The organism is Allobosea sp. GW822-FHT05A11, from assembly GCF_058800455.1.
In genome coordinates, this window is the sequence record NZ_JBXAMI010000001.1 from 1,065,296 (window position 1) to 1,083,968 (window position 18,673).

Sequence of the window (18,673 nt, forward strand, 5' to 3'; positions counted from 1 at the left end):
CTTGCCCAGCGATAGAGGGCGAAACCCACGCAACTCCGCGAAAGTGAGAACGAAACCATGTCGAATGGTGGCGAACAGGATGTCTTTGACGCTGCGCTGTCCGGTGGCGAAATCCCGGAAATCGAAACGACGGCAGCCCTCGAGCCGATTGCATCGGAGGCGACTGCGGAACCGGCCAAGGCTGAGCCGACCCCGGTAGCCGAGCCTGCGAAGCCGGAAAACGAGGCCTTCGTCCCGAGTTGGCGCCTTCGTGAGATCAACGAGGAGAAGCGCCAGCAGGCCCGCGAGCTGGAAGAGCTCCGCGAGTGGAAGGCCAAGATCGAAAAGGAAAGGCAGGAGGCCGAGAAAGCCGCCAACCCGCCTGACATGTGGGAGAAGCCCGACGAATATGTCGGCGTCCATGTCGAGAAGGCCCTGAGCCCCGTCCAGAAGGCGGTTCAGGAGGCCACGGCGCAGACACGCGCCGTCGTCGAGAACTTTTCGAAGAAGGATGCGATCCGCGAGCACGGCGCCGAGAAGGTCGATGCCGCTTGGAAGGCGCTCGACGCGGCTATCAACGCCGGCCAGATGAACAAGGACGCCGTCCTTGGCGAACTCAACAAGTCCATGGACCCGTTCGGGGACATCATGGCCTGGCACAAGCGCCACTCGTTCGAGCAAGAGGTTCAGGGCGACCCGCAGGGTTGGATGCAGCGCAAGCAGGAAGAGCTGCTGAAGGATCCTGAGTTCCTCGCCAAGGCGCTCGCCGCCGCGCGCGGTCAGGCGACCCCCGTCACCACCACCCAGACCGTCCGGCCCGGCAATGTGACGCCGCTGCCGTCTCTCAACGCAACCCCGCGAGCCGGTGATGAGGGCGATGAGCCCGAAGACCCGGCCGATGTCTTCAATTCCGCACTCAACGCAGGCCGCAGCCGGCGTGGCTAGGAGCTAGACCATGGCGATCCTGAATTACGCGCTGACCGATTTGGAGCGCGGCAACCGAGACGCCGTTTTTGTTCGCGTCAAGGCCGGCGCCGCTCTCGTCGCGGGACAGAAGCTCGCCATTACCAACGGTATCGCCACGTTCAGCGCCAGCGGGACGTATTTCGCTCAGCAGAGCGTGCGGGCGGGCGATGTCTTCTGGGCTCGCTATCCGCAGGGCTCCGTGCAGCCGACCCCACCGCCTTCGAATAGCGTCCTGCCCGCCATCACCGGCACGCCAACGGTTGGGCAGACCCTGACCGCCAGCAACGGTACATGGACGGGCTCTCCGACCTACACCCGTCAGTGGAAGCGCGACGGCGCCAATATCTCGGGCGCGACCGCGACGACTTATCTTCTGGTCGCTGGCGATGCTGACAAGACCATCACCGTGACGGTCACCGCCACCAACTCCTTCGGCGCAACCGCTGCCACCAGCGCAGGGGTTGGGCCTGTCGCTGCCGCCTAAGCGGCCCGACACCCGCCTACCGCCTACCTCGTCCGCGCCACGATAGAGCGCGCCCCGCACGTTCGACCACGAGACGGTCAATCCGAACCCGCTGCCCGGCTGAGGACCGGGCTGAATCTTCATCCGACAGGGGAGCCCTGCGCGGGCGCCTTGTCGTGTCTTCAGGACACTCGAAATGGCTGTCTCAACGGTTCAGACCAACAACCGCGGAATCATCTTCCGCAACAACATCATCCGCGAGTATGTGCGCGGAAACATGTTCTCGCCGTACATGGGCAATGACGGCACTGCCGTTATTCGCACCTTCCTGGAAACGGGCAAGTTCGGCGGCGATCAGATCAACGTCCCGCTCGTCAAGGCCCTGCGCAACACGGCCATCGCGACCGGCACGCTGACCGGCAACGAAGAGGCCATCGACAACTACGGTTGCCGGTTCTGGCTCGACTGGGCGCGCAACGCCGTCACCGCCACCAAGGCCGAAGTCAAGAAGGGCTCGTTTGACCTGTTCGCGCAGGCTCAGCCGCTCCTTTCCGACTGGGGCAAGTCGCTCCAGCGCGACGAGATGGTGCTGGCGATGGCTTCGATCCCGTCCGAGTCGGCCCCGGCCAACCTCGGTACGACCAACGGCCAGCGCGTCAACGGCCAGCTCTACACGGTGGCGAATGCCGCCGCGAAGAACGCCTTCAACGCCTCGAACAGCGACCGCCTGCTCTTCGGCAACGAGTTCGCGAACTACAATGCGACTCACGCCACGGCGCTCAGCAACATCACGGCTGCGGACGACAAGTTCTCGGCCAAGACCGTGCGCCTCGCCCGTGAGAAGGCCGAAGACGCCGACCCGAAGATCGAGCCGCTGTCCACGGACGACGGTTACGAGCGGTTCGTCATGTTCGTCGGGTCGCGTTCCTATCGTGACGCATGGGCCGATCCCGAGATCTATCAGGCCAACAAGGATGCCCGGCCGCGCGAAGGCTCGACCTGGCGCAATAACCCGATCTTCCGCGAGGGTGACTTGCTCTACGACAACGTCATCATCCGCAAGGTCCCCGAGATCGACAAACTCGCTCTCGTGGCCGGTGCGGGCGCGTCGAGCGTTGACGTGTCGATGTCCTTCCTCTGCGGCCGCTCGGCGCTGGGGTTGGTCTGGGGCCAGATGCCCGAGCCGACCAAGCTCGATGACACAGACTACCAGTTCAAGAAGGGCGTCGGCATCGACATGGCGTACGGCGTCGGCAAGGTGTTCTTCAAGAACACGGCCAACTCCAACCTTACGCAGTGGGGCATCGTGACGGTGTTCACTGCGGCGCCGGCCACCGCGTAACGGCACAGAACGACACAGAGAGGGGCGGTCCTGCGAGGCTGCCCCTTTTGTTTTGCTGAGGGCTCGTCAATGCCGAAAACGCGGAATGATCTTGTCAGGCGGGCATGGGCACTCCTGTTCAAACCGGCTGAAGGTGAAGAGCCCCCGGCTGGCGACCTGAACGTCATCAACGCGCTCGTTGGCCCCGTCATCGCTCAGCTCACGACATCCGGCACGATTCAGATCGGCAACCCAAACGAGATTGACGATCAGGTGTTTCTCCCGCTTTCGACCTATCTGGCCAACGAGAGTGCAGTTGAATTTGCTCAAGCGCGCAGCGTCGAAGTCGCGATGCAAGCCGAGGCAGATTTGATCCGGGCCGCGTCGCGGCGGGTCCTGCCGCAATATCGCAAGCAGGCATACTTCTAATGGTCGCTGTCCCGTTCCCGACCTCATCGGGCAAGGGCAAATACGCGGAGAGCGGCGGCCGGCTGATCAACGCCTATGCGGAAAAGCTGCCTGACGGGCGGATCAATCGCCGTCGCGCCCCAGGCATCAAGCAGATTGTCGAGCTGGGCGGATATGGCCGCTGCCGAGGCGCTATCGAGATCAACGGCGTTGCGCTCGCTGCCGTCACCGACCGTCTGCTGACGATCACGCGGTCAGGTTCGGTCTACACCTTGGCGGAGATCGGCAGCTTCCCCGGAACGTCGCGCGTCTATTTCGCCCGAAACAACAAGAGCCCGACGCCAGACGTTGCGGCGGTTGCCAATTCAAGCGCGTACACGATCGACCTTTCGGCGGGCGTGTCGGCCTATCCCGATTCCGATGTCGGTTCGCCCAACTCGGTTACATCGATCGATGGCTATTTCGTCTTCAGCCAGGGCAACGCCCGGATGCGGGCGACCGGCCTCAACACGACGGCCATCAACACGCTCGATACCGCCTTCGCGGAGAGCAAGCCGGACGGGCTCTACCGGGTCATCGCGCTTGGTCGGAACGTCTACGCCTTCGGGCCGTATTCCATCGAGATTTGGGTGAATGCCGGCAATGCGACCGGTTTCCCGTTCTCGCGCCTCGATGTCATCCCGCGCGGACTGGTGGGACCTGACGCGGTCGCTGGCCATGAGAACGGCTGGTCGAACACGCTGATCTTCGTCGGTGACGATGGCGTGGTCTACCAGATCGCGGGCGATGGCCTGAAGCCGATCTCGAATTCCTCGGTTGCCGGCGATATCGGCGCCTTGGAGGACAAGGCATCGCTTTCCGCCGTGGTCTACACCGATCGCGGGCATGCCATCTGGGCTCTGTCTTGCGCTGCATGGACGTGGTGCTTCGATCTGAGCACGGGAGAGTGGTTCGAGCGCGCGTCACATGGGCACGACCGCTGGCGCGCTGCCGCCACGGTGAAGTGCTTCGACCGCTGGCTTATTGGCGACGAATATACTGGGAAATTCGGCTTCATCGACACTGCCGAGCGGTTCGAGTTTGGCGAGCCACTGACGGCCTCTGTGGTTTCCGCGACGATGAGCGGTTTCCCCCGGCGCCCCATCGCGTCCCGTCTGATGCTGGACATCATGGCGGGGACCGGCGAGGCGACGGGAATTGATCCCATCGGCGTCAATCCGCAGTGCTCCATCTCGTTCAGCAAGGATGGCGGGGCAACCTTCGGCAGTCCGGTCCTGCGCGAGATGGGCAGGCAGGGCAAATATAAGCGCGTCGTCTCGGTAAACCGCATCGGTCTTGTCAGCACGAAGGGCTTTCAGGTCCGCGTTGACGTGTCCGACCCGGTGGATTTCTCGCTGTTCGGTGGTGACGTTCAAGTGGAGCCGGCAGCATGACGCCGCTTCCCCCGCGCCCCGGCGTTGAGTTCGTCATTACCGAACCAAGCGGCAAACCGAGCGGCATCTTCTCCCGCTTCATCTTGCAGCTTCTGGCGGCCCTGAACGATCGTTTCACGATCGCCACTTCCGACGTGGCGCCGACGATCAACGACATCCCAGACGGCCAATTCCGCATCTGGAAGAACACCACGGACTCGACTGTGAAGCTCTACGCCAACGATGGCGGCGCGCTCGTCGAGACGACCCTCACCTAGCAGGAAATCACATGCGACGTGCTGCAACCAAGGCTCTCCCGAGCCAGGGCTATCTTCGCTCGCGCCTCGACTACGACCCGGAAACGGGCGTGCTCACTTGGAAGGCGCGCGAGGGGAAGAAGTTCTGGAACGTTAAGTTCGCAGGAAAGCGCGCGGGCTCTCTTCCCTGCAATGCCGCTCATCGTTCCATCGATATTGAAGGCGCTACGTTGCTGGAGCACCGCGTCATCTGGAAGTGGATGACCGGAGAAGAGCCGCCCGTCCAGATCGACCATATAAACCTGAATTCGGCGGATAACCGTTGGTCGAACCTTCGCGAAGCGGACCCTTCGACCAACCAGATGAATGTTCGCGCTCGTGCGGCCAGCGGGCTCAAAGGCGCCCATTGGAACGGTACGCGGGGCCACTGGAAGTCGTCGATCAAGGTCAACGGCAAAAACATCAGCCTCGGACGGTTCGAAACCGCTCAGGAAGCTCATGAAGCCTATGTTCGCGCAGCCGCCAAGCACTTTGGCGCCTATGCGCGCGCTGCATAAGGACGCAACCTAATGGCGAGCGCAAAAGGTGCACGCACGGCTGCCGTGTGGGGGTCTGGTCTCCTCCAGGACAACCAGGGCAAGGTCCTTGGCGAGCTTGGACAGGGCTATGACGCCGCTCAGGGCTACCTGGGACAGGCAGGCAATCTCTATTCGGGGATGGCGGCTGCCGGTCAGCCCGGCCTCGACAAGTACGGCGCTCTCACCCTCGGATCTGGCGCTGACATCCAGAAGGCACTTGAGGGTAACGCTGGCTACCAGTTCAACCTCGATTCCGGCTTGCAGGCTCTACAGCGCTCGCGTGCGGCCGGCGGCATGCTGAACAGCGGCAACACCGACACCGACACGCTGGCCTTTGCGCAGGGCTTGGCAGGACAGCAGCTCGGAGCGGAGCGCGCGGCGCTGAACCCATACCTGAACATGTATCAGCAGGGCGTCGGCGGCCAAGCTGGCGTTCTGGGCACGCAGGCGGGCGCTGCGACGGATTACTACACCGGCCGTGCCAACGTCCTTGACGACACGACCAAGAGCATCGTCGGCCTCGGCTCACAGGCGCTGCTGGCGGGCGATCAGGCCAAGAGCCAGAACCAGGCGAACGCCATCAATATCGGGACGGGCCTGCTCAAGGGCGGTCTTAGCCTCGCGACGGGCGGTCTTGGTGGCGGCGCTGGCGGCCTCCTTGGCGGCTTCACGAAACTGTTCGGGTGATCGGCAATGGCTGTCTTCACGCCCCGCGCTCTCGCCATCCCCAACATGCGGACGGACTACAGCGCGGAGGGGAACGCTTTCTCCAGCCTTGGCCAGACGCTGGGCAACCTGCCGGGCGATATTCGGAAGCAGCAGCTTGAGCAGCAGAAGCAGCAGCTTCTCGGCAGCCTCGCGAGCGGGAAGGCGGATTACAACAAGGTCGGCCTCGGTCTCGTCGCGCTTGGCGATACGCAGGGCGGTGCTTCGTTGCTCTCGCTTGGCCAGAAGCAGCAGCAGCTCGACGCTCAGAAGGGGATTGCCGGCATTTTCTCAGGTGGCGGCTCAGCGAGCCCGGTGGCCGCCCCAGCATCTCTAGGCTCCCCCAATGAAGTGGAAAACCGCTTCGTCAGCACGATCCAGAAGGCCGGTCTGACGAACCCCGTTGGTCTTGGCGCAGTCGCGGCTTATGGCAAGTCGGAGAGCGGCTACAGCCCGGAAAACGTCAACAAGACATGGTCAGACCCCTCTGAAAGCGGCGCTGCTGGCACGTCCGGCGGCATCATGTCGTGGCGGGCTGAGAGACTTCAGGGCCTTCAGCGGTTCGCCGCAGAGCGCGGGGAACAGGGCAATGGCTCGCCTGAGACGCAGGCCGCCTTCCTTGCGAAGGAAGACCCGACGCTTATCCCTCGCCTGAACGCAGCGTCGACCCCGCAGGAGGCCAACAAGATCATGGCCGATGCTTGGCGCTTTGCCGGGTATAACCGCCCCGGTGAAGGCGAGTTCGCGCGCCGAGAAGGCTTGACCGCGCAGTATGCGCAGCGCTTCGGCGGCCAGCCTCCTGTGCCCGCTCAACAGCCTGTCCAAGTTGCTGAGACCGAGGCTGATGTTCAGCGCCTTGAGCAGCAGCAGGCGGCGCGTGCCGCTCAGCCGGCGCAGGTTGCTGGTGCAGCCGATCTCCCGCCTCAGGGCGCCAATGCCACTCCGACGCAGGCGCAGGGCTTTGCTGTTCCGGGCAACATGTTGCCCCCGAACGACCCGTTCCCGCGCGTCACCACGCAGCAGCTTTACGGCATCTGGAACAACCCCGGCGCATCTGACGGCCAGAAGGCGATGGCGAAATCCATCATTGACGCCCGCCAGAAATACACCGACGAGAACGCCCCCGATAAGCGGGAGATGACCCGGCTTCAGACGGAGAAGCTTCGCCGCGAGGTTGAGGGCGAAGGCGCGACCCCGTTGTCGGCCGAAGAGCGCGCCTCGTTTGGAATTCCGCAGGGCCAGGCCGCATACAAGACGCGTTCAGGCGAAATCAAGTTCGGGCCAGCCGGTACGAAGGTCGACATCAACCAGAAGGGTGAGAACAAGTTCGAAGAGGAGCTTGGCAAAGGGCAGGCCAAGCGCTTCAACGATTTGATCTCGGAAGGGGATGCAGCGCAGGGGCGCCTAGCTGATATCCAGACGTTGCGGGAGACATCGCGCCGCCTCGGCTCGCAGGGCTCTTCCGCCAATCTGAAGTCGACCATCGGCCCTTATGCGGAAAGCCTCGGGATCAAGGTCGACGGCCTTTCCGATATCCAGCTCTACGAATCGATCACGAACCGGCTCGCGCCAACCCTTCGCGCGCCCGGTTCGGGCTCTACCTCGGATATCGAGTTCAAGGGATTCATGCGGGCCATTGGGCCGCTCTCGAACACCCCGGCCGCTCGTGAAATGATCCTCGACACGTTCGAGGCGGCCAGTCGGAACGACGTTGCTCGTGCCGATATCGCCAGCCGCCTTGCACAGAAAGAGATCACGCGCGGCCAAGCTGAAAAGGAACTGCGCTCGCTGCCTAACCCGCTCGAAGCCTTTCGCGAGTTCAGGAAGCAGAACCCGGATCTAGTCGGGCAGGCCCTCAAGGAAAGCGCTCGGGTCGACCATCAGCAGCGCAATGCGCCGGCTATCTCATCCGCTGATGCCTATAACGCGCTCAAGCCGGGCGACCAATACACTGACCCCGATGGCAATATTCGGACCAAGCGCTGATGGCCAACCCGTGGGACAATGACCCGATCGTCACGGCGGCGCCGTCCAAGAAGAGCAGCATGCCTTGGGATAACGACCCCATTGTAAAGCCTGCAGAGGCGAAGACGGGCGTTGTCGAGGATGTGGCGAAGTCCGGGGCGTCGGGTTTGGCGCGCGGAGCATTGGGCCTAGTCGGTTTGCCCGGCTCAATTGATAGCATGGGGCGCGCTGCGGCCGATTTCGTAGCAGACCAGACGATTGGCCGCGCTGTGAACTACGCCAAGACCGGCTCTTGGGATGCCCCGGTTAACCCCCCGTCCGCAGATATCATCCGAGAGAGGACGGGTGTTCCTAGCCCCGGTCAGGTCATATCGGGTCAAGCTCTGACGGACGCGGCTGCGATGCTCGTCCCCGGCGTCAAATACAAACCCCAGACAGAAGTCGGGAAGGTCGCAGCGACAGTCGGCGAGTTTGCGCCCGGAATCCTATCGCCCGGCACGATGACCCAGCGAGTTGTCGGGGGCGTTCTCGCTCCGGCGCTCGCATCAGAGGGACTTGGTCGGGCAGCCGGTCACATTTCGCCGTCCTTGGAAGCGCCTGCCCGTCTCGTCGGGGCGCTTGCCGGTGGGATAGGCGGCGCGCTTGCCACGCGGCCTAGCACTGCCGAAGCCGCTGTTGCCGGAGGCATGCGCGGTGTCGACGACGCCACGATCACAGCGGCGGGGCAGCTTATGCAGGCAGCACAAGCTCGTGGGGTCGCGCTGACTTGGCCCGAAGCCATCGCGCAGGCGAGCGGCGGAGGCGGGCGTGGCCTGACCAACATGCAGCGCGTCGTAGAAGGCTCGCAGGGCGGCGGCGATGTCATGGGCGGCTTCATGGCTCAGCGGCCGGGTCAGATCGAAGCGGCTGCTCGCCGAGAGTTCGACACGATCTCACCGCCGCTACAGGCGCCTTCAACCATTGGCCCTGCGATTGGAGAGGCCGCTGAACGCACAGCGACCGACGCGCGCGCCATTCGCTCTGCGCAGACGCGCCCGTTCTATGAGCGCGCCGCTGCCGATGAGGTGGCGCCGGAGGCTATCAATGGTGTCATCGCTCAACTTGACGAGATCATTGCCAGAGCGGGCGCTCCTGAACTTGCCGCGCCAGCGCAGCAACTGCGGGACCGCCTGATTGCTCGTCAAGCGACCGCTGGTACGCCTGCTACGCGCACGGCAGTTACTGACCCGAATACCGGGCGCGTCATTCGCTATGAGACGACGCCGGCAACGGCGGGAGAAGCCGCTGCTCCTCACACGAACGTCGGGCGTCTCGATGAGGTATACGGCTCAGCTCGGGACCAATTCACCGGCCCTGCTCCGGTTGGCCAGACTGGTACGGAAGCCCGCGCCGCCCGCTACGCTGCCGAAGCCTTGGAACCACTCGATAACGCTTTGCAGGCAGCCAGCCCGGCGCTCGCACAGGGCAGGCAGGCGCACCAGGCTATCACGCGCCAGTTCATCGACCCTCTCATGCAGGGGCCTATCGGGAAGCTGGCTTCGCGCGATACGACCACAAGAGAAGCCATCAACGTTCTCTTCCCAGCTAACCCGCTTCCGGGGAGCGCACCTGAGATCGTCCGTACCGTTGGGGCTCTAGCGCAGCGGAACCCGATGGCAGCGAGGCAGATTGTCCGCGCTCACATCGAAAGCGTCTTCAATGAAGCGACGCAGGCCCTCCAGAGTGGTGCAAACCAGTTCGGGGGCGCCGGTTTTGCCGCCGTGCTTCGTGGCAATACGCAGCAGGCCGAAAACCTCGCAGCTGCAATCCAAGGCGTCGCCGGGCCGCAGGCGCTTCAGGGCTTTGATGAGTTTCTCAATGTGCTCAGCGCAACCGGGCAGCGCCAGCGCATCGGGTCTCAGACGGCTTTCAACCAAGAGGCGCAAGACATCCTTCGTCGGGGCGGCGCCGTTGGCGAGGCCGCAAACACCATCGCGACAGGTGGCATCAAGCTGCCGGGCCGCGTGAAAGAGGCTTACGAGCAGTGGCGCTTGGGTAGGAATACCGAGCAGATTGCGCAGTTATTCACGGACCCGAACGCCATCGACCTGTTTCGACGGCTTGGGCGCGCTGCTCCGGGGTCCAACCAAGCGCAAGCCATGGCCGCTCGTCTCGCTATTATGGCGACGCAAGCCTCTCAGGCGGCGAACCGACCAGTCCCATGATTGGGTGATGCAGGCCGTTAGGAAGGCGCAAAGGCAGATAGCGATCCCGATCAAAATCGCTATCTCGCCGGCTGTCGTATTGGGCCTTGTTGCCCATACGCCGTGGACCAACCACCCGATGAATAGCGACTGAGCGACGTACCACAACACTTTCATCCCCCGATTCTGACCGTTCGACCCTGACAAGTCGATAGCATTTCGCGTCCGAAATCTTGGCTTTCCTGCCCAAGGCCCGCCCTCACACGGCGGGCCTTTTCTATTGGAGCCCCCGCATGGCCTCAGCTTCGACCTGGCCGCTGTCTCGCCAGACCGCGCTAGACCTCAATGGCGACGTTGCGGTTGGCGCGCGGCTGCAATTCTTTGAGGCCGGCACGACCACGCCGCTCACGGTGTTTTCCGACCCGGCTCTGAGCGTGGCTCTCCCGGCTTTCCCTGACGCCATCGAGACGGACGCGAATGGCCGCTGGCCGCGCATTTACCTGCCTTACGAGGACTACCGCGAGCGCATCACCACGGCGGACGAAACGCTGTTGTCGGATGATGACGGCATTGCGAACCCGGCGCCACCGGTCATCGACACGACGGTCCCAATCTCGCAGCGCGTGCAGACTGGCACCGTCATCACGTCCCTTGGCCTTCTCGACGGCTATGTCCCGCTCAACGGCCAGAGCATCGGCAATGCAGTGTCGGGGGCGACCGCAAGGGCGAACGAAGACACCCTGTCGCTGTTCACCTACATCTACGACAACGTGGCGGATGCCGCTGCCCCGGTCTCAGGCGGGCGAGGCGCGAACGCCGCGACGGACTATGCCGCCGGCAAGACGCTGACACTCCCGAATTTCCAGGGTCGCGCGCTGACTGGCTTGATCGGCATGGGCGGGACGGCCTCGACGATCCTTGACGCCGTGACGTTCACGGTCGGGTCGAAGACAGCGGTTGGCAGCCAAGCCGGCGCCGCAACACACATCCTGACCACTGCGCAGATGCCGGCGCACAGCCATGCCGGCTCGACTGCCGATGTGAATGGCGCGCACACGCACACCTTCGACACCTACAATCAGGACGGCGCGACTGGCGCGGGCTCGTTCTCGCGCGGCACCGTGAATAGCGGCGCGGGCACGACGGGCGGCAGCGGCGCGCACGGCCACAACCTGACGATTGCTAGTAACGGCGGCGGTGGGGCGCATCCGAACATGCAGCCCACGGCCCTCGTCTACGTGCTGGTGAAGCTGTGAGGCCGCTCCTGTCCTTCGGCCCGACGCCGAACGCTGCGGACTGGTCGGAATACGTCGAAGTGCTCGACGATGAGACCGGAACCGCGTGGGACCTGACCGACACGCTCGTCGAGATGGAAGCCCGCGACCAGAACGGTTGCCGGCTGCTCTACGGGTCGACCTCTGACGGCGTTCTTGAACTGGCCGGCGATGGTTTCGAGTTCTCGTTCACCGCCGCGCAGATGAAGTGCCTCTGCCCCGGCTCCTACACCGTCAACATCCGCTTCACCGACAGCATCACCGGCACGATTGCCGAGCCGGTCATCGCCAATCTTCCGATCATTGAAGGAGGCTATCGCTGATGGCCACGCCTGCACTGCGCATTCGTATTGCGCCGAAATTCCCCACGAAGATCCAGGGGTCTGGGGGCATCTCCGTAACCCGTACGGGAGGCGTCGTGACCATCGGCGGCGCTGGCGTCCGCCCTGCCGCGACCGAACAGGAAGCAATCGAGGCGATCGACAACACCAAGACCATGACGCCGCTGCGGGTGAAAAACAGCATCCTCGCGAATGGCAAGGACGCGCTTCTGACCGGGATGCTGCCGTTTCCTGGCTATATCGCGCGTTCGGTCCTCGAAAAGCTCGGGGCATTGGTCGATCTTGAAGATTTCACCGTCGTCAGCCACACGAAGGATCAGATTCTAGCGCTGAATGGCGATGCTAGCCTCGACGCCATCGCTGACGCGAACGACGCCGGCATTCAGAATGCTCTCAACGCTGCCGCGCTAAAGGGCGGGGGGGCCGTCTACGGGCGCGGCCAAATCTATCTAAAAGGCGCAACTCCTATCCATATCCCGCAGGGAGTGAAGCTCTATTGCTCTGGGACGGATGAGTGGGAACCGGTCTACCCCGCCCGTCCGAAGGGCTGGAAGGGTACGAGCTTCCTCCTTTGGAAAGATGGGGCTCAGACCCTCACTTTCCCCGGAATTACGTCGATGGGTCCAGGCGGCGGGCATCGCGAAGACACGGACAACCCAGGCACCTATTACAAGATCTGGTCGGCTTATAACGCCGATGCGAGCGGGACCACGCCAGCTACGCTCAAGCAGCTTTCCGCCGCGTTCTACATGGATGAAGACAGCCAGTTCGGTGGCCTCTCAGGGTGTCGCATCGTTCCGGCTCTCGGCCAGGACGGCATCTCGGCGTACGACGATCCTGCGGAAACCGGTCTCGGGCGAAATTGGGACTTCGGTTATGTGGCACGCAATGCGGAATACGTGCGCGCTGAAGACGTCCAATGCGTGGGCTACTTCAGGGGTATCGGGTTCTCTGCCATTCTGACCGCAGTCTCTGCATCTCGCGGCGAGGGGAGCTATTTCGGTGACATTCGGGGTCAAGGTGTCTGCGGCTTCGCTATCCGGGCGCCTGACCGGTGGCGCGTAGTTGCCGCTGGCGCCGATTGGTTCGAAATCCTCTGGTCCAACGAGCATTATTTCGACCCGGCGGGCGGCACTTCGTTCCGCAACAGCAATAATGTCGCGACGACTTATACCAGCACGTCGATGAACGGCGCGAATCTCCGCTTTAACGGCGTTTCGCCTTCGCCGGCCGCAATCGCGCATATCAGGCACGCGAACTCCGGCTATGCTGGGACGGAGCTCGGGCCGATCATTGCAACCAGCATTTGGCACCACTCGGGGCTGTCGGCTGAAGAACTAGGTTTGCCGAAGCAGGCGGCCTATCAAATTTCAGGATATTCAATTCGGGGCCTCGTCGCGTCCGGCCCGCAGAAGGCGCAGGTCTCGGGACGGTCGTACGAAAGCGCGACTTTCCAGTTTCACGATCTGCTCGACTTCTATGCCCTGAGCCTTCAGCCGGAGGGCGGGAGGCACATGTATGCCTCGCCGTGGGCTAGCCCGTTCGAAAATACTTGGGCTGCCGCGCCGATGGGCGAAACGCGCAATATCCGAATTGATGGCGCGGCGGGGATGGACGACCTCCGGACACTCGGGACGCTTGACGTCGATTGGCAGCCTCGCACGTCGGACATTCCTGAGTTGGATGATTCGCCTCGGTCAGATTTGAGCGGGAACCGGCGCCTGCTTTCGCAGCGTCCCGGTAAGGAACTCATCCTTTGCGATAAGAGCCACGCAGATTTCCTGAACTGTCAGGAATATTCCGGCACGACAGTGGGCTTCAACTTCGTGACGGTCACGAGCCAGACCTGCTCTTGGCGCTGGCATCGCATCGGCAAACGAATTTCGTTCGTCATGAGCCTGACATGGTCGGGTCTCGACACGGCAGACACATCAGCCATTTCGATCCGTCTTCCGGTCGATGCCCCAGCCGGCACCCGTATCATGGGGACGATTGATCAAAAGCTGTCGACCGGCCTTAATCTTACGACGGCGGCAGGCTCGACGGTGTTCCTCGCGACGGACAATTATCTCGGCATCGTCAAGCCGGGCGGGACATCAGTGTTCTACAATGGAGGCCAGATCGCCGCCGCCGGCAACCTCTACATCGTTGGCGAGTATTGGTTGCCGTAGCCAATACTCGCCTGCTGTCTTGATGCATGTTTCGATGTCTGCAAAAGGCAATTTTGCGACTTCTTCTGGCGGCAGGTCCCACCACTTGGCAGTCAGAAGGCGATTTACGACTTCCGGCTCGAAACGATATCGAATGATCTTCGCGGGAACGCCGCCGACGATCGCATAGGGCGGAATGTCCTTGGTAACGACCGAGCCGGCCCCGACAACAGCGCCGTGGCCAATCTCGACACCCTGCAAAATAATGACTGACGCGCCGATCCAGACATCGTTGCCCAAGACAGTCGGGCCGGAGCGCTTCGAGTGCCAAGCTGGCATGTGCCGATCCAGGGCGGTCATCACCGGATCATCAGGGAACCAATTTGGAGAAAAGCCGACCAAACTGGTTGTCAAAGTGTCGACGCGGTGTTCCGCGCACCCGACTTGGCATCCCCGGCCGAAAGAACAATATCGGCCAATTTCCGCGCCGTAGATCACGGTGTCAGTGTTAATGAACGTGTACCGGCCAAGCGACCCCGAGTGAACCTCGCACCGGAAGCCAATGTGAACGGGGTCTTCAACGACAACCTTTTGGGAGACGGATGCGGATTTAGCTATGGTTGATGCCATGTTTTTGACCTTGAGGGCCTCCGCGTCGGCCCCCAGTGTACAACGGTTCGCCCGATTGGAGCCAGCCGGTTCTAAAGATCAGCCGTCGCTTCCGCGTCAGCCTTATAGCCGAGTTCTTCCGGCCAGAATTCTCCGTTTTCATCGGCCGTGAGGCTTACCGGAATGATGGCGCCGGGAAACTGCACCGGCCATCTGCCTTTATCATCCATAGCGCCCGCGATTGTCCCGCTCAGCGACCTCGGCACCAAGTTCATGCTGAGACGCCAAACGGTGACAGGCTTGCCAACCTCGAACATTCCGGCCTCGCTTATTTGTTCTCAATAGCGGTGACTTCTCGCCCTATGGCGGCATATGCCTGGGATGACAAGTGGGTTCTGTCGGGCTTGTAGTTCGCGCATTCCGTCTGCGTGCAGGGCAATTGCCCGGAGATCGTAACGACTTTGCCGCCGCCGTGATTGAGGGCGCTGTTGACCTCCTGTCGCACGTCCTCGAACCGGTCTCCTTCACGGAAGAGGGCTGGAACGTTCAACACCACAATCTTCGCCATGGGGGATCGCTTCTTTAGATCGGCCGTGATCGCATCGATCCCAGCAGTGATTGAGCAGGCAGGATATCGCGCCGTCAGATTATTCGTCCCGATGGCTAGTACGTAGGTTTCAACCTTGGAAAGGTCCGCCTTGATCTGAGCCAGGCGCCAAAGGACATGCTCCGTCCGGTCGCCACCTACGCCAAGGTTGAACGAGGGTTTTCCGCCTGCCAGTGCGGCGATCTGGTCCTGAGGCCATTGCTGAGCGATTGAATCGCCTATCACGACGAAGCGAGGGCTCGTCTTTTCGAGAGCAGCAACCAAGGCTGCATGCCGCTTCAGTGCTGCTTCCCGAGGCGGTGGGGCTGGTGTCGTTGACGCGATGGACATCAGGCACTCTGCCGACGTTGCCTGTGTGAAGGCGAACAAGCCCGCAAGCGCCAGTACCAGTTTCATCGGGTTCTCCAGTTTCCCTGAACCTACATCCAAAGCCGAACACTGCCACCCCAACCCGCCCTGACCGGCGGGTTTTTTGTTGCCTTGGAGCCATTCTCATGAACCGAACGACGTTCTTCGCCTATGCGCGCCGCGCGCCGTTCGGCGGCAAGCTCTCTCAGGCTCAGGTGGATGGCCTCAATCAGATACTCGACGAATGGGAGCGGCGCGAGCTGCGGGATGACCGCTGGCTGGCCTACATGCTCGCCACGACCTTCCACGAGACGGCCGCAACCATGCAGCCCGTGCGCGAGATGGGCGGCGAAGCCTACCTGCGTAAGAAGCCCTACTACCCGTGGGTTGGCGAAGGCCTCGTGCAGGTCACATGGGAGGCCAATCACCGCAAGTTCGGCGCCACGAAGCCGGGGCAGCTTCTGACTTGGCCGATTGCCCTGCGCGCGCTCTTCGACGGCATGACGAAGGGCATGTTCACCGGCAAGAAGCTGTCGGGGTACTTCAATGACACGACGGACGACGCAGTAGGGGCTCGCCGCATCGTCAACGGCACCGACAAGGCCAAGCTGATCGCCGGCTATCACAAGAACTTCCTCGACGCGATCAGAGCGGCGCACGAAGAGCAACCGGCCGATGTGAAGCCGGAAGCGGCCAAGCCGGACGATGTCCCCGCCACGAGCGGGAACCTCACCCTGACGGCCGGCGCAGGCCTTGGCGTCACGCTGCTCGGCGCGATCAGCAACCCCTATGCGCTTGGGGCCTTCGCCTTGCTGCTGCTGCTGATGGTTGGCGCGCTCATCGCCTGGAAGGCCGGCTTCATCACCGTGAACCGGAAGCCGGCATGACGCGGCTCACTCTCATAGGAATCGCCTGCGCCGCCGCTCTCGCTCTTCTCGGCAGCGTCTACGTCAAAGGCCGCATCGACGGCGAAAAGCTAGCTCTCGCCAAGGTGGCGCAGAAGAACACGGAGGCAGCCAATGCGGCTCGGGAAGTGGAACGTGATGGCGCTCTGTGCAGCAACGATCCTGCTTGCATCTTGCCAGACCCATGGCGGCGGTGACTGCCAGGTGTTCGGGCCGATCGTCGCCAACTCGCAGGACACTCGAGGCACGCTGAACCAGATCGCGGTCCACAATTCCAAAGGCATGAAAATCTGCGGGTGGCGCCCATGAGCATGAAGGTCAACGACGACGGTAAGTTCTTCGGTCGGGTCGTCGCTGCGTTCGCCGGGGCCGTGCCGGTGCTCGTGGTAGGTGCGGCCCTCTGGTGGCGAGACGCCAGTAATGCGGACACTCGGGCGGCGGAGGCCATCGGTCGCATCGAAAAGCGGCTGGACCGCGTCGAGAACGACGGGCAGGAGATGCGCCGCTCTGCTGCCGAGGACCGTCAGAAGACCGCAGAGCTTGCCGGCGATGTCCGCAACGTTCTGCGCTCGACGGCTCGCATTGAAGCGCTGCTTGATCGCTGGACGGCGGCGCCATCCCCATCGCGGCCCTGAGCCGTTGATCGTCTGGCCGGCGTTACCGGCTTCGAATGGCTCCTGAGCCTTTCGGTTCGCCTCCCTGTTGAACTAGCCGGCGGTCCCTTCATCGGGGCTGCCGGCGCCTTTTTGCGTTTCAGCATCTGTCAGCAGCCGGGCTATCTGCTTGGCGATGGGCTCGGCTTCTTCCTCCGACATGAGGTTTCGAATAGCGCGCTCACCGGGATTGCCCTTGTCGAAGTAGACGTAGCAGATCGTGATGTCGTTCGCGTCCGTGATGCCGAAGCTGTTCTTAAAGCGGTGGATGCGGAGCGGGAGCTTCATGGGTTCTGGCCGATCTCCGGGCGTCGCTTAAACCACTCATGGAAGGCAATCGCGCACTCAGGCGACCATTCGTCGCCTTCCATGTCGATGACTTTCCCGACCATCCATTCGATGAGCGCCTGACGGATGGCACGCCTTAGGCGATTGAAAGCTCGTCTAACCTCCTCCATCTCACTCCCCCTGCGCCCGTATGGCTGCTGCGATGGTCCACGGATCGACGTTCGGGCCGGTCGTCGGGGCTTTCCGATGCTCGTGCAAGGTGAACTCGACCTTGCCCTTGCCGTTGAGCCAGAAGGCCTCACTGGATTGGTCTGGCCGGACCATGTTGATGAACCAATGGCCCTTGTCCATGCGCTCGATGTGGCAGAGGACGCCGTTGCCGAAAATCTCGTCAATGCCGCCCTTGTCGTCCAGCCGAATGTCGATCGAGCCGTCAACTGCGTTGGCCCTCTCCGCAGCGAGCGCTGCTTCGGCGGCTAGGGCGCGGGCTTTGTACTCCTCGACCCACGCGTCGGCCTGCTTGCGCTGGAAGATCGTTGCCCGCCGCGCGCCTTCCCGCTCCTTCTCCGCCAGGATCGGGGCGAAGAGGTTGAGGATGCGCTGGGCTGCATGAGCGCTGACCTCCCAAGGCTCCGGAATCGCGCTGTTCAATGCGTCGTCAACGATACGCCGGATTTCCCGCTCCCCCGGCATCGCGGCAGGGGCTGATTGAACCTGTGCATTTTTTGCACAGGTTGGATTCTGCTCCTCCTCATCCAGCTTATCGCTCATCGCGGGGCTCCAAGGCGGCGCGCTTCCTCGAACTGGTCGGGGAACATCGCGAGCAGATATTCCGGGACCGGGTCTCCAGCCGTGTAGGCGATCAGAGCCTCGGCAAGCTCTTCTCCGAGAGAGGGCTCGCTGATCGGCCGCAGATGGGCGCGCTTGGCCTTCGGGTGCTTCGCCTTAATGTGGTTGAAGAGGCCGTTTTGATCGGCCAGCATCTTGCCGCAATGCTCGCATGTCAGCTTCTCAGCCATGGCCTTCGTTCTCCTTGGCGGGGCGCCACATGATCGGCGGATCGGAGGGCATCTCGTTTTCGTTCGATTGCCAGCAGGCGCCATCTGTCCAGCAATCGGGATGTTCCCCCTCGATTGAGGCGACCCAGGCGCCGACGCTCTTCCCGTCCTCGTCTTCGAAGCCTAGGCGCTCCCACCGTGCTTTCATCTCGAAGCCGTCGAATGTGCGGATTTCGATATCGCGCCCGTCCTTCGGCGCCGAC

The 18,673-nt window shown here is 62.7% G+C and carries 23 protein-coding genes; 16 read left to right on the top strand and 7 right to left on the bottom strand.

The genetic code is table 11. From position 1 onward, the window contains the following. Nucleotides 1–57 precede the first annotated feature (57 nt). From AC1RLU_RS05295 to AC1RLU_RS05355, 13 genes are all read left to right on the top strand, one after another. Complete coding sequence (locus tag AC1RLU_RS05295; protein ID WP_492794267.1) at nt 58–924, top strand: hypothetical protein; 867 nt, start codon at nt 58–60, stop codon at nt 922–924. Between the two features lie 10 nt (nt 925–934). Beyond that, the gene (locus tag AC1RLU_RS05300) at nt 935–1,429 is read left to right on the top strand and encodes a hypothetical protein (RefSeq protein ID WP_492794269.1); all 495 of its coding nucleotides are present in this window, start codon (nt 935–937) and stop codon (nt 1,427–1,429) included. Between the two features lie 175 nt (nt 1,430–1,604). Further along, nucleotides 1,605–2,750: a phage capsid family protein gene (locus AC1RLU_RS05305; protein WP_492794270.1), complete on the top strand. Its 1,146-nt coding sequence runs from the start codon at nt 1,605–1,607 to the stop codon at nt 2,748–2,750. A 69-nt stretch (nt 2,751–2,819) separates the two neighbouring features. After that, nucleotides 2,820–3,158 carry a hypothetical protein gene (locus AC1RLU_RS05310; RefSeq protein ID WP_492794272.1) on the top strand — a complete coding sequence of 113 codons (339 nt, stop codon included), beginning with the start codon at nt 2,820–2,822 and terminating at the stop codon, nt 3,156–3,158. Continuing rightward, nucleotides 3,158–4,570: a packaged DNA stabilization protein gene (locus AC1RLU_RS05315; protein WP_492794273.1), complete on the top strand. Its 1,413-nt coding sequence runs from the start codon at nt 3,158–3,160 to the stop codon at nt 4,568–4,570. Before AC1RLU_RS05310 ends, AC1RLU_RS05315 begins: the two co-directional genes overlap by 1 nt. Continuing rightward, nucleotides 4,567–4,827 (top strand): hypothetical protein, encoded by a 261-nt coding sequence (locus tag AC1RLU_RS05320; RefSeq protein WP_492794274.1) that lies wholly within the window; start codon nt 4,567–4,569, stop codon nt 4,825–4,827. Before AC1RLU_RS05315 ends, AC1RLU_RS05320 begins: the two co-directional genes overlap by 4 nt. Nucleotides 4,828–4,838: 11 nt before the next feature. Beyond that, nucleotides 4,839–5,363, top strand: a complete 525-nt coding sequence (locus tag AC1RLU_RS05325) for an HNH endonuclease (protein WP_492794275.1) — start codon at nt 4,839–4,841, stop codon at nt 5,361–5,363. Nucleotides 5,364–5,375: 12 nt separating this feature from the next. Continuing rightward, entirely contained in the window at nt 5,376–6,071 is a 696-nt protein-coding gene (locus AC1RLU_RS05330) for a hypothetical protein (RefSeq protein WP_492794277.1), read from the top strand. Between the two features lie 6 nt (nt 6,072–6,077). Then, a complete protein-coding gene (locus tag AC1RLU_RS05335; RefSeq protein WP_492794278.1) occupies nt 6,078–8,075 on the top strand; it encodes a hypothetical protein in 1,998 nt (665 codons plus the stop codon). 665 nt (nt 8,076–8,740) lie between these two features. Then, the gene (locus AC1RLU_RS05340; protein WP_492794279.1) at nt 8,741–10,258 is read left to right on the top strand and encodes a hypothetical protein; all 1,518 of its coding nucleotides are present in this window, start codon (nt 8,741–8,743) and stop codon (nt 10,256–10,258) included. A gap of 272 nt (nt 10,259–10,530) precedes the next feature. Continuing rightward, nucleotides 10,531–11,493, top strand: coding sequence for a hypothetical protein (locus AC1RLU_RS05345; protein WP_492794281.1), 963 nt, complete (start codon nt 10,531–10,533; stop codon nt 11,491–11,493). Continuing rightward, nucleotides 11,490–11,834: a hypothetical protein gene (locus AC1RLU_RS05350; RefSeq protein ID WP_492794283.1), complete on the top strand. Its 345-nt coding sequence runs from the start codon at nt 11,490–11,492 to the stop codon at nt 11,832–11,834. Before AC1RLU_RS05345 ends, AC1RLU_RS05350 begins: the two co-directional genes overlap by 4 nt. After that, complete coding sequence (locus AC1RLU_RS05355) at nt 11,834–14,023, top strand: hypothetical protein (RefSeq protein ID WP_492794285.1); 2,190 nt, start codon at nt 11,834–11,836, stop codon at nt 14,021–14,023. Before AC1RLU_RS05350 ends, AC1RLU_RS05355 begins: the two co-directional genes overlap by 1 nt. Here AC1RLU_RS05355 and AC1RLU_RS05360 read toward each other — a convergent pair. From AC1RLU_RS05360 to AC1RLU_RS05370, 3 genes are all read right to left on the bottom strand, one after another. After that, nucleotides 13,949–14,362, bottom strand: coding sequence for a CatB-related O-acetyltransferase (locus tag AC1RLU_RS05360; protein WP_492794287.1), 414 nt, complete (start codon nt 14,360–14,362; stop codon nt 13,949–13,951). The two genes, AC1RLU_RS05355 and AC1RLU_RS05360, sit on opposite strands and share 75 nt — an antisense overlap. Nucleotides 14,363–14,703: 341 nt before the next feature. After that, nucleotides 14,704–14,928, bottom strand: a complete 225-nt coding sequence (locus tag AC1RLU_RS05365; protein WP_492794288.1) for a hypothetical protein — start codon at nt 14,926–14,928, stop codon at nt 14,704–14,706. Nucleotides 14,929–14,939: 11 nt separating this feature from the next. Then, on the bottom strand, nt 14,940–15,614 hold the full coding sequence (locus AC1RLU_RS05370) for a GDSL-type esterase/lipase family protein (RefSeq protein ID WP_492794289.1): 675 nt from the start codon (nt 15,612–15,614) through the stop codon (nt 14,940–14,942). Nucleotides 15,615–15,712: 98 nt separating this feature from the next. On the opposite strand from AC1RLU_RS05370, the gene AC1RLU_RS05375 reads away from it, so the two are divergent. From AC1RLU_RS05375 to AC1RLU_RS05385, 3 genes are all read left to right on the top strand, one after another. Next, complete coding sequence (locus tag AC1RLU_RS05375; protein WP_492794290.1) at nt 15,713–16,453, top strand: glycoside hydrolase family 19 protein; 741 nt, start codon at nt 15,713–15,715, stop codon at nt 16,451–16,453. After that, nucleotides 16,450–16,668, top strand: coding sequence for a hypothetical protein (locus tag AC1RLU_RS05380; protein WP_492794291.1), 219 nt, complete (start codon nt 16,450–16,452; stop codon nt 16,666–16,668). The genes AC1RLU_RS05375 and AC1RLU_RS05380 overlap by 4 nt, the downstream gene beginning before the upstream one ends. 108 nt (nt 16,669–16,776) lie before the next feature. Then, entirely contained in the window at nt 16,777–17,106 is a 330-nt protein-coding gene (locus AC1RLU_RS05385) for a hypothetical protein (RefSeq protein WP_492794293.1), read from the top strand. A 72-nt stretch (nt 17,107–17,178) separates the two neighbouring features. On the opposite strand, the gene AC1RLU_RS05390 is transcribed toward AC1RLU_RS05385, so the two are convergent. The 4 genes from AC1RLU_RS05390 to AC1RLU_RS05405 all read right to left on the bottom strand — a co-directional run. Further along, complete coding sequence (locus AC1RLU_RS05390; protein ID WP_492794294.1) at nt 17,179–17,412, bottom strand: hypothetical protein; 234 nt, start codon at nt 17,410–17,412, stop codon at nt 17,179–17,181. A gap of 171 nt (nt 17,413–17,583) precedes the next feature. Beyond that, entirely contained in the window at nt 17,584–18,183 is a 600-nt protein-coding gene (locus AC1RLU_RS05395; RefSeq protein WP_492794295.1) for a hypothetical protein, read from the bottom strand. Beyond that, a complete protein-coding gene (locus AC1RLU_RS05400; protein WP_492794296.1) occupies nt 18,180–18,431 on the bottom strand; it encodes a hypothetical protein in 252 nt (83 codons plus the stop codon). Before AC1RLU_RS05400 ends, AC1RLU_RS05395 begins: the two co-directional genes overlap by 4 nt. Continuing rightward, nucleotides 18,424–18,673, bottom strand: a 250-nt coding sequence (locus tag AC1RLU_RS05405; RefSeq protein ID WP_492794297.1) for a hypothetical protein, incomplete at its 5' end; no start/stop codon positions are given. The genes AC1RLU_RS05405 and AC1RLU_RS05400, both read right to left, overlap by 8 nt.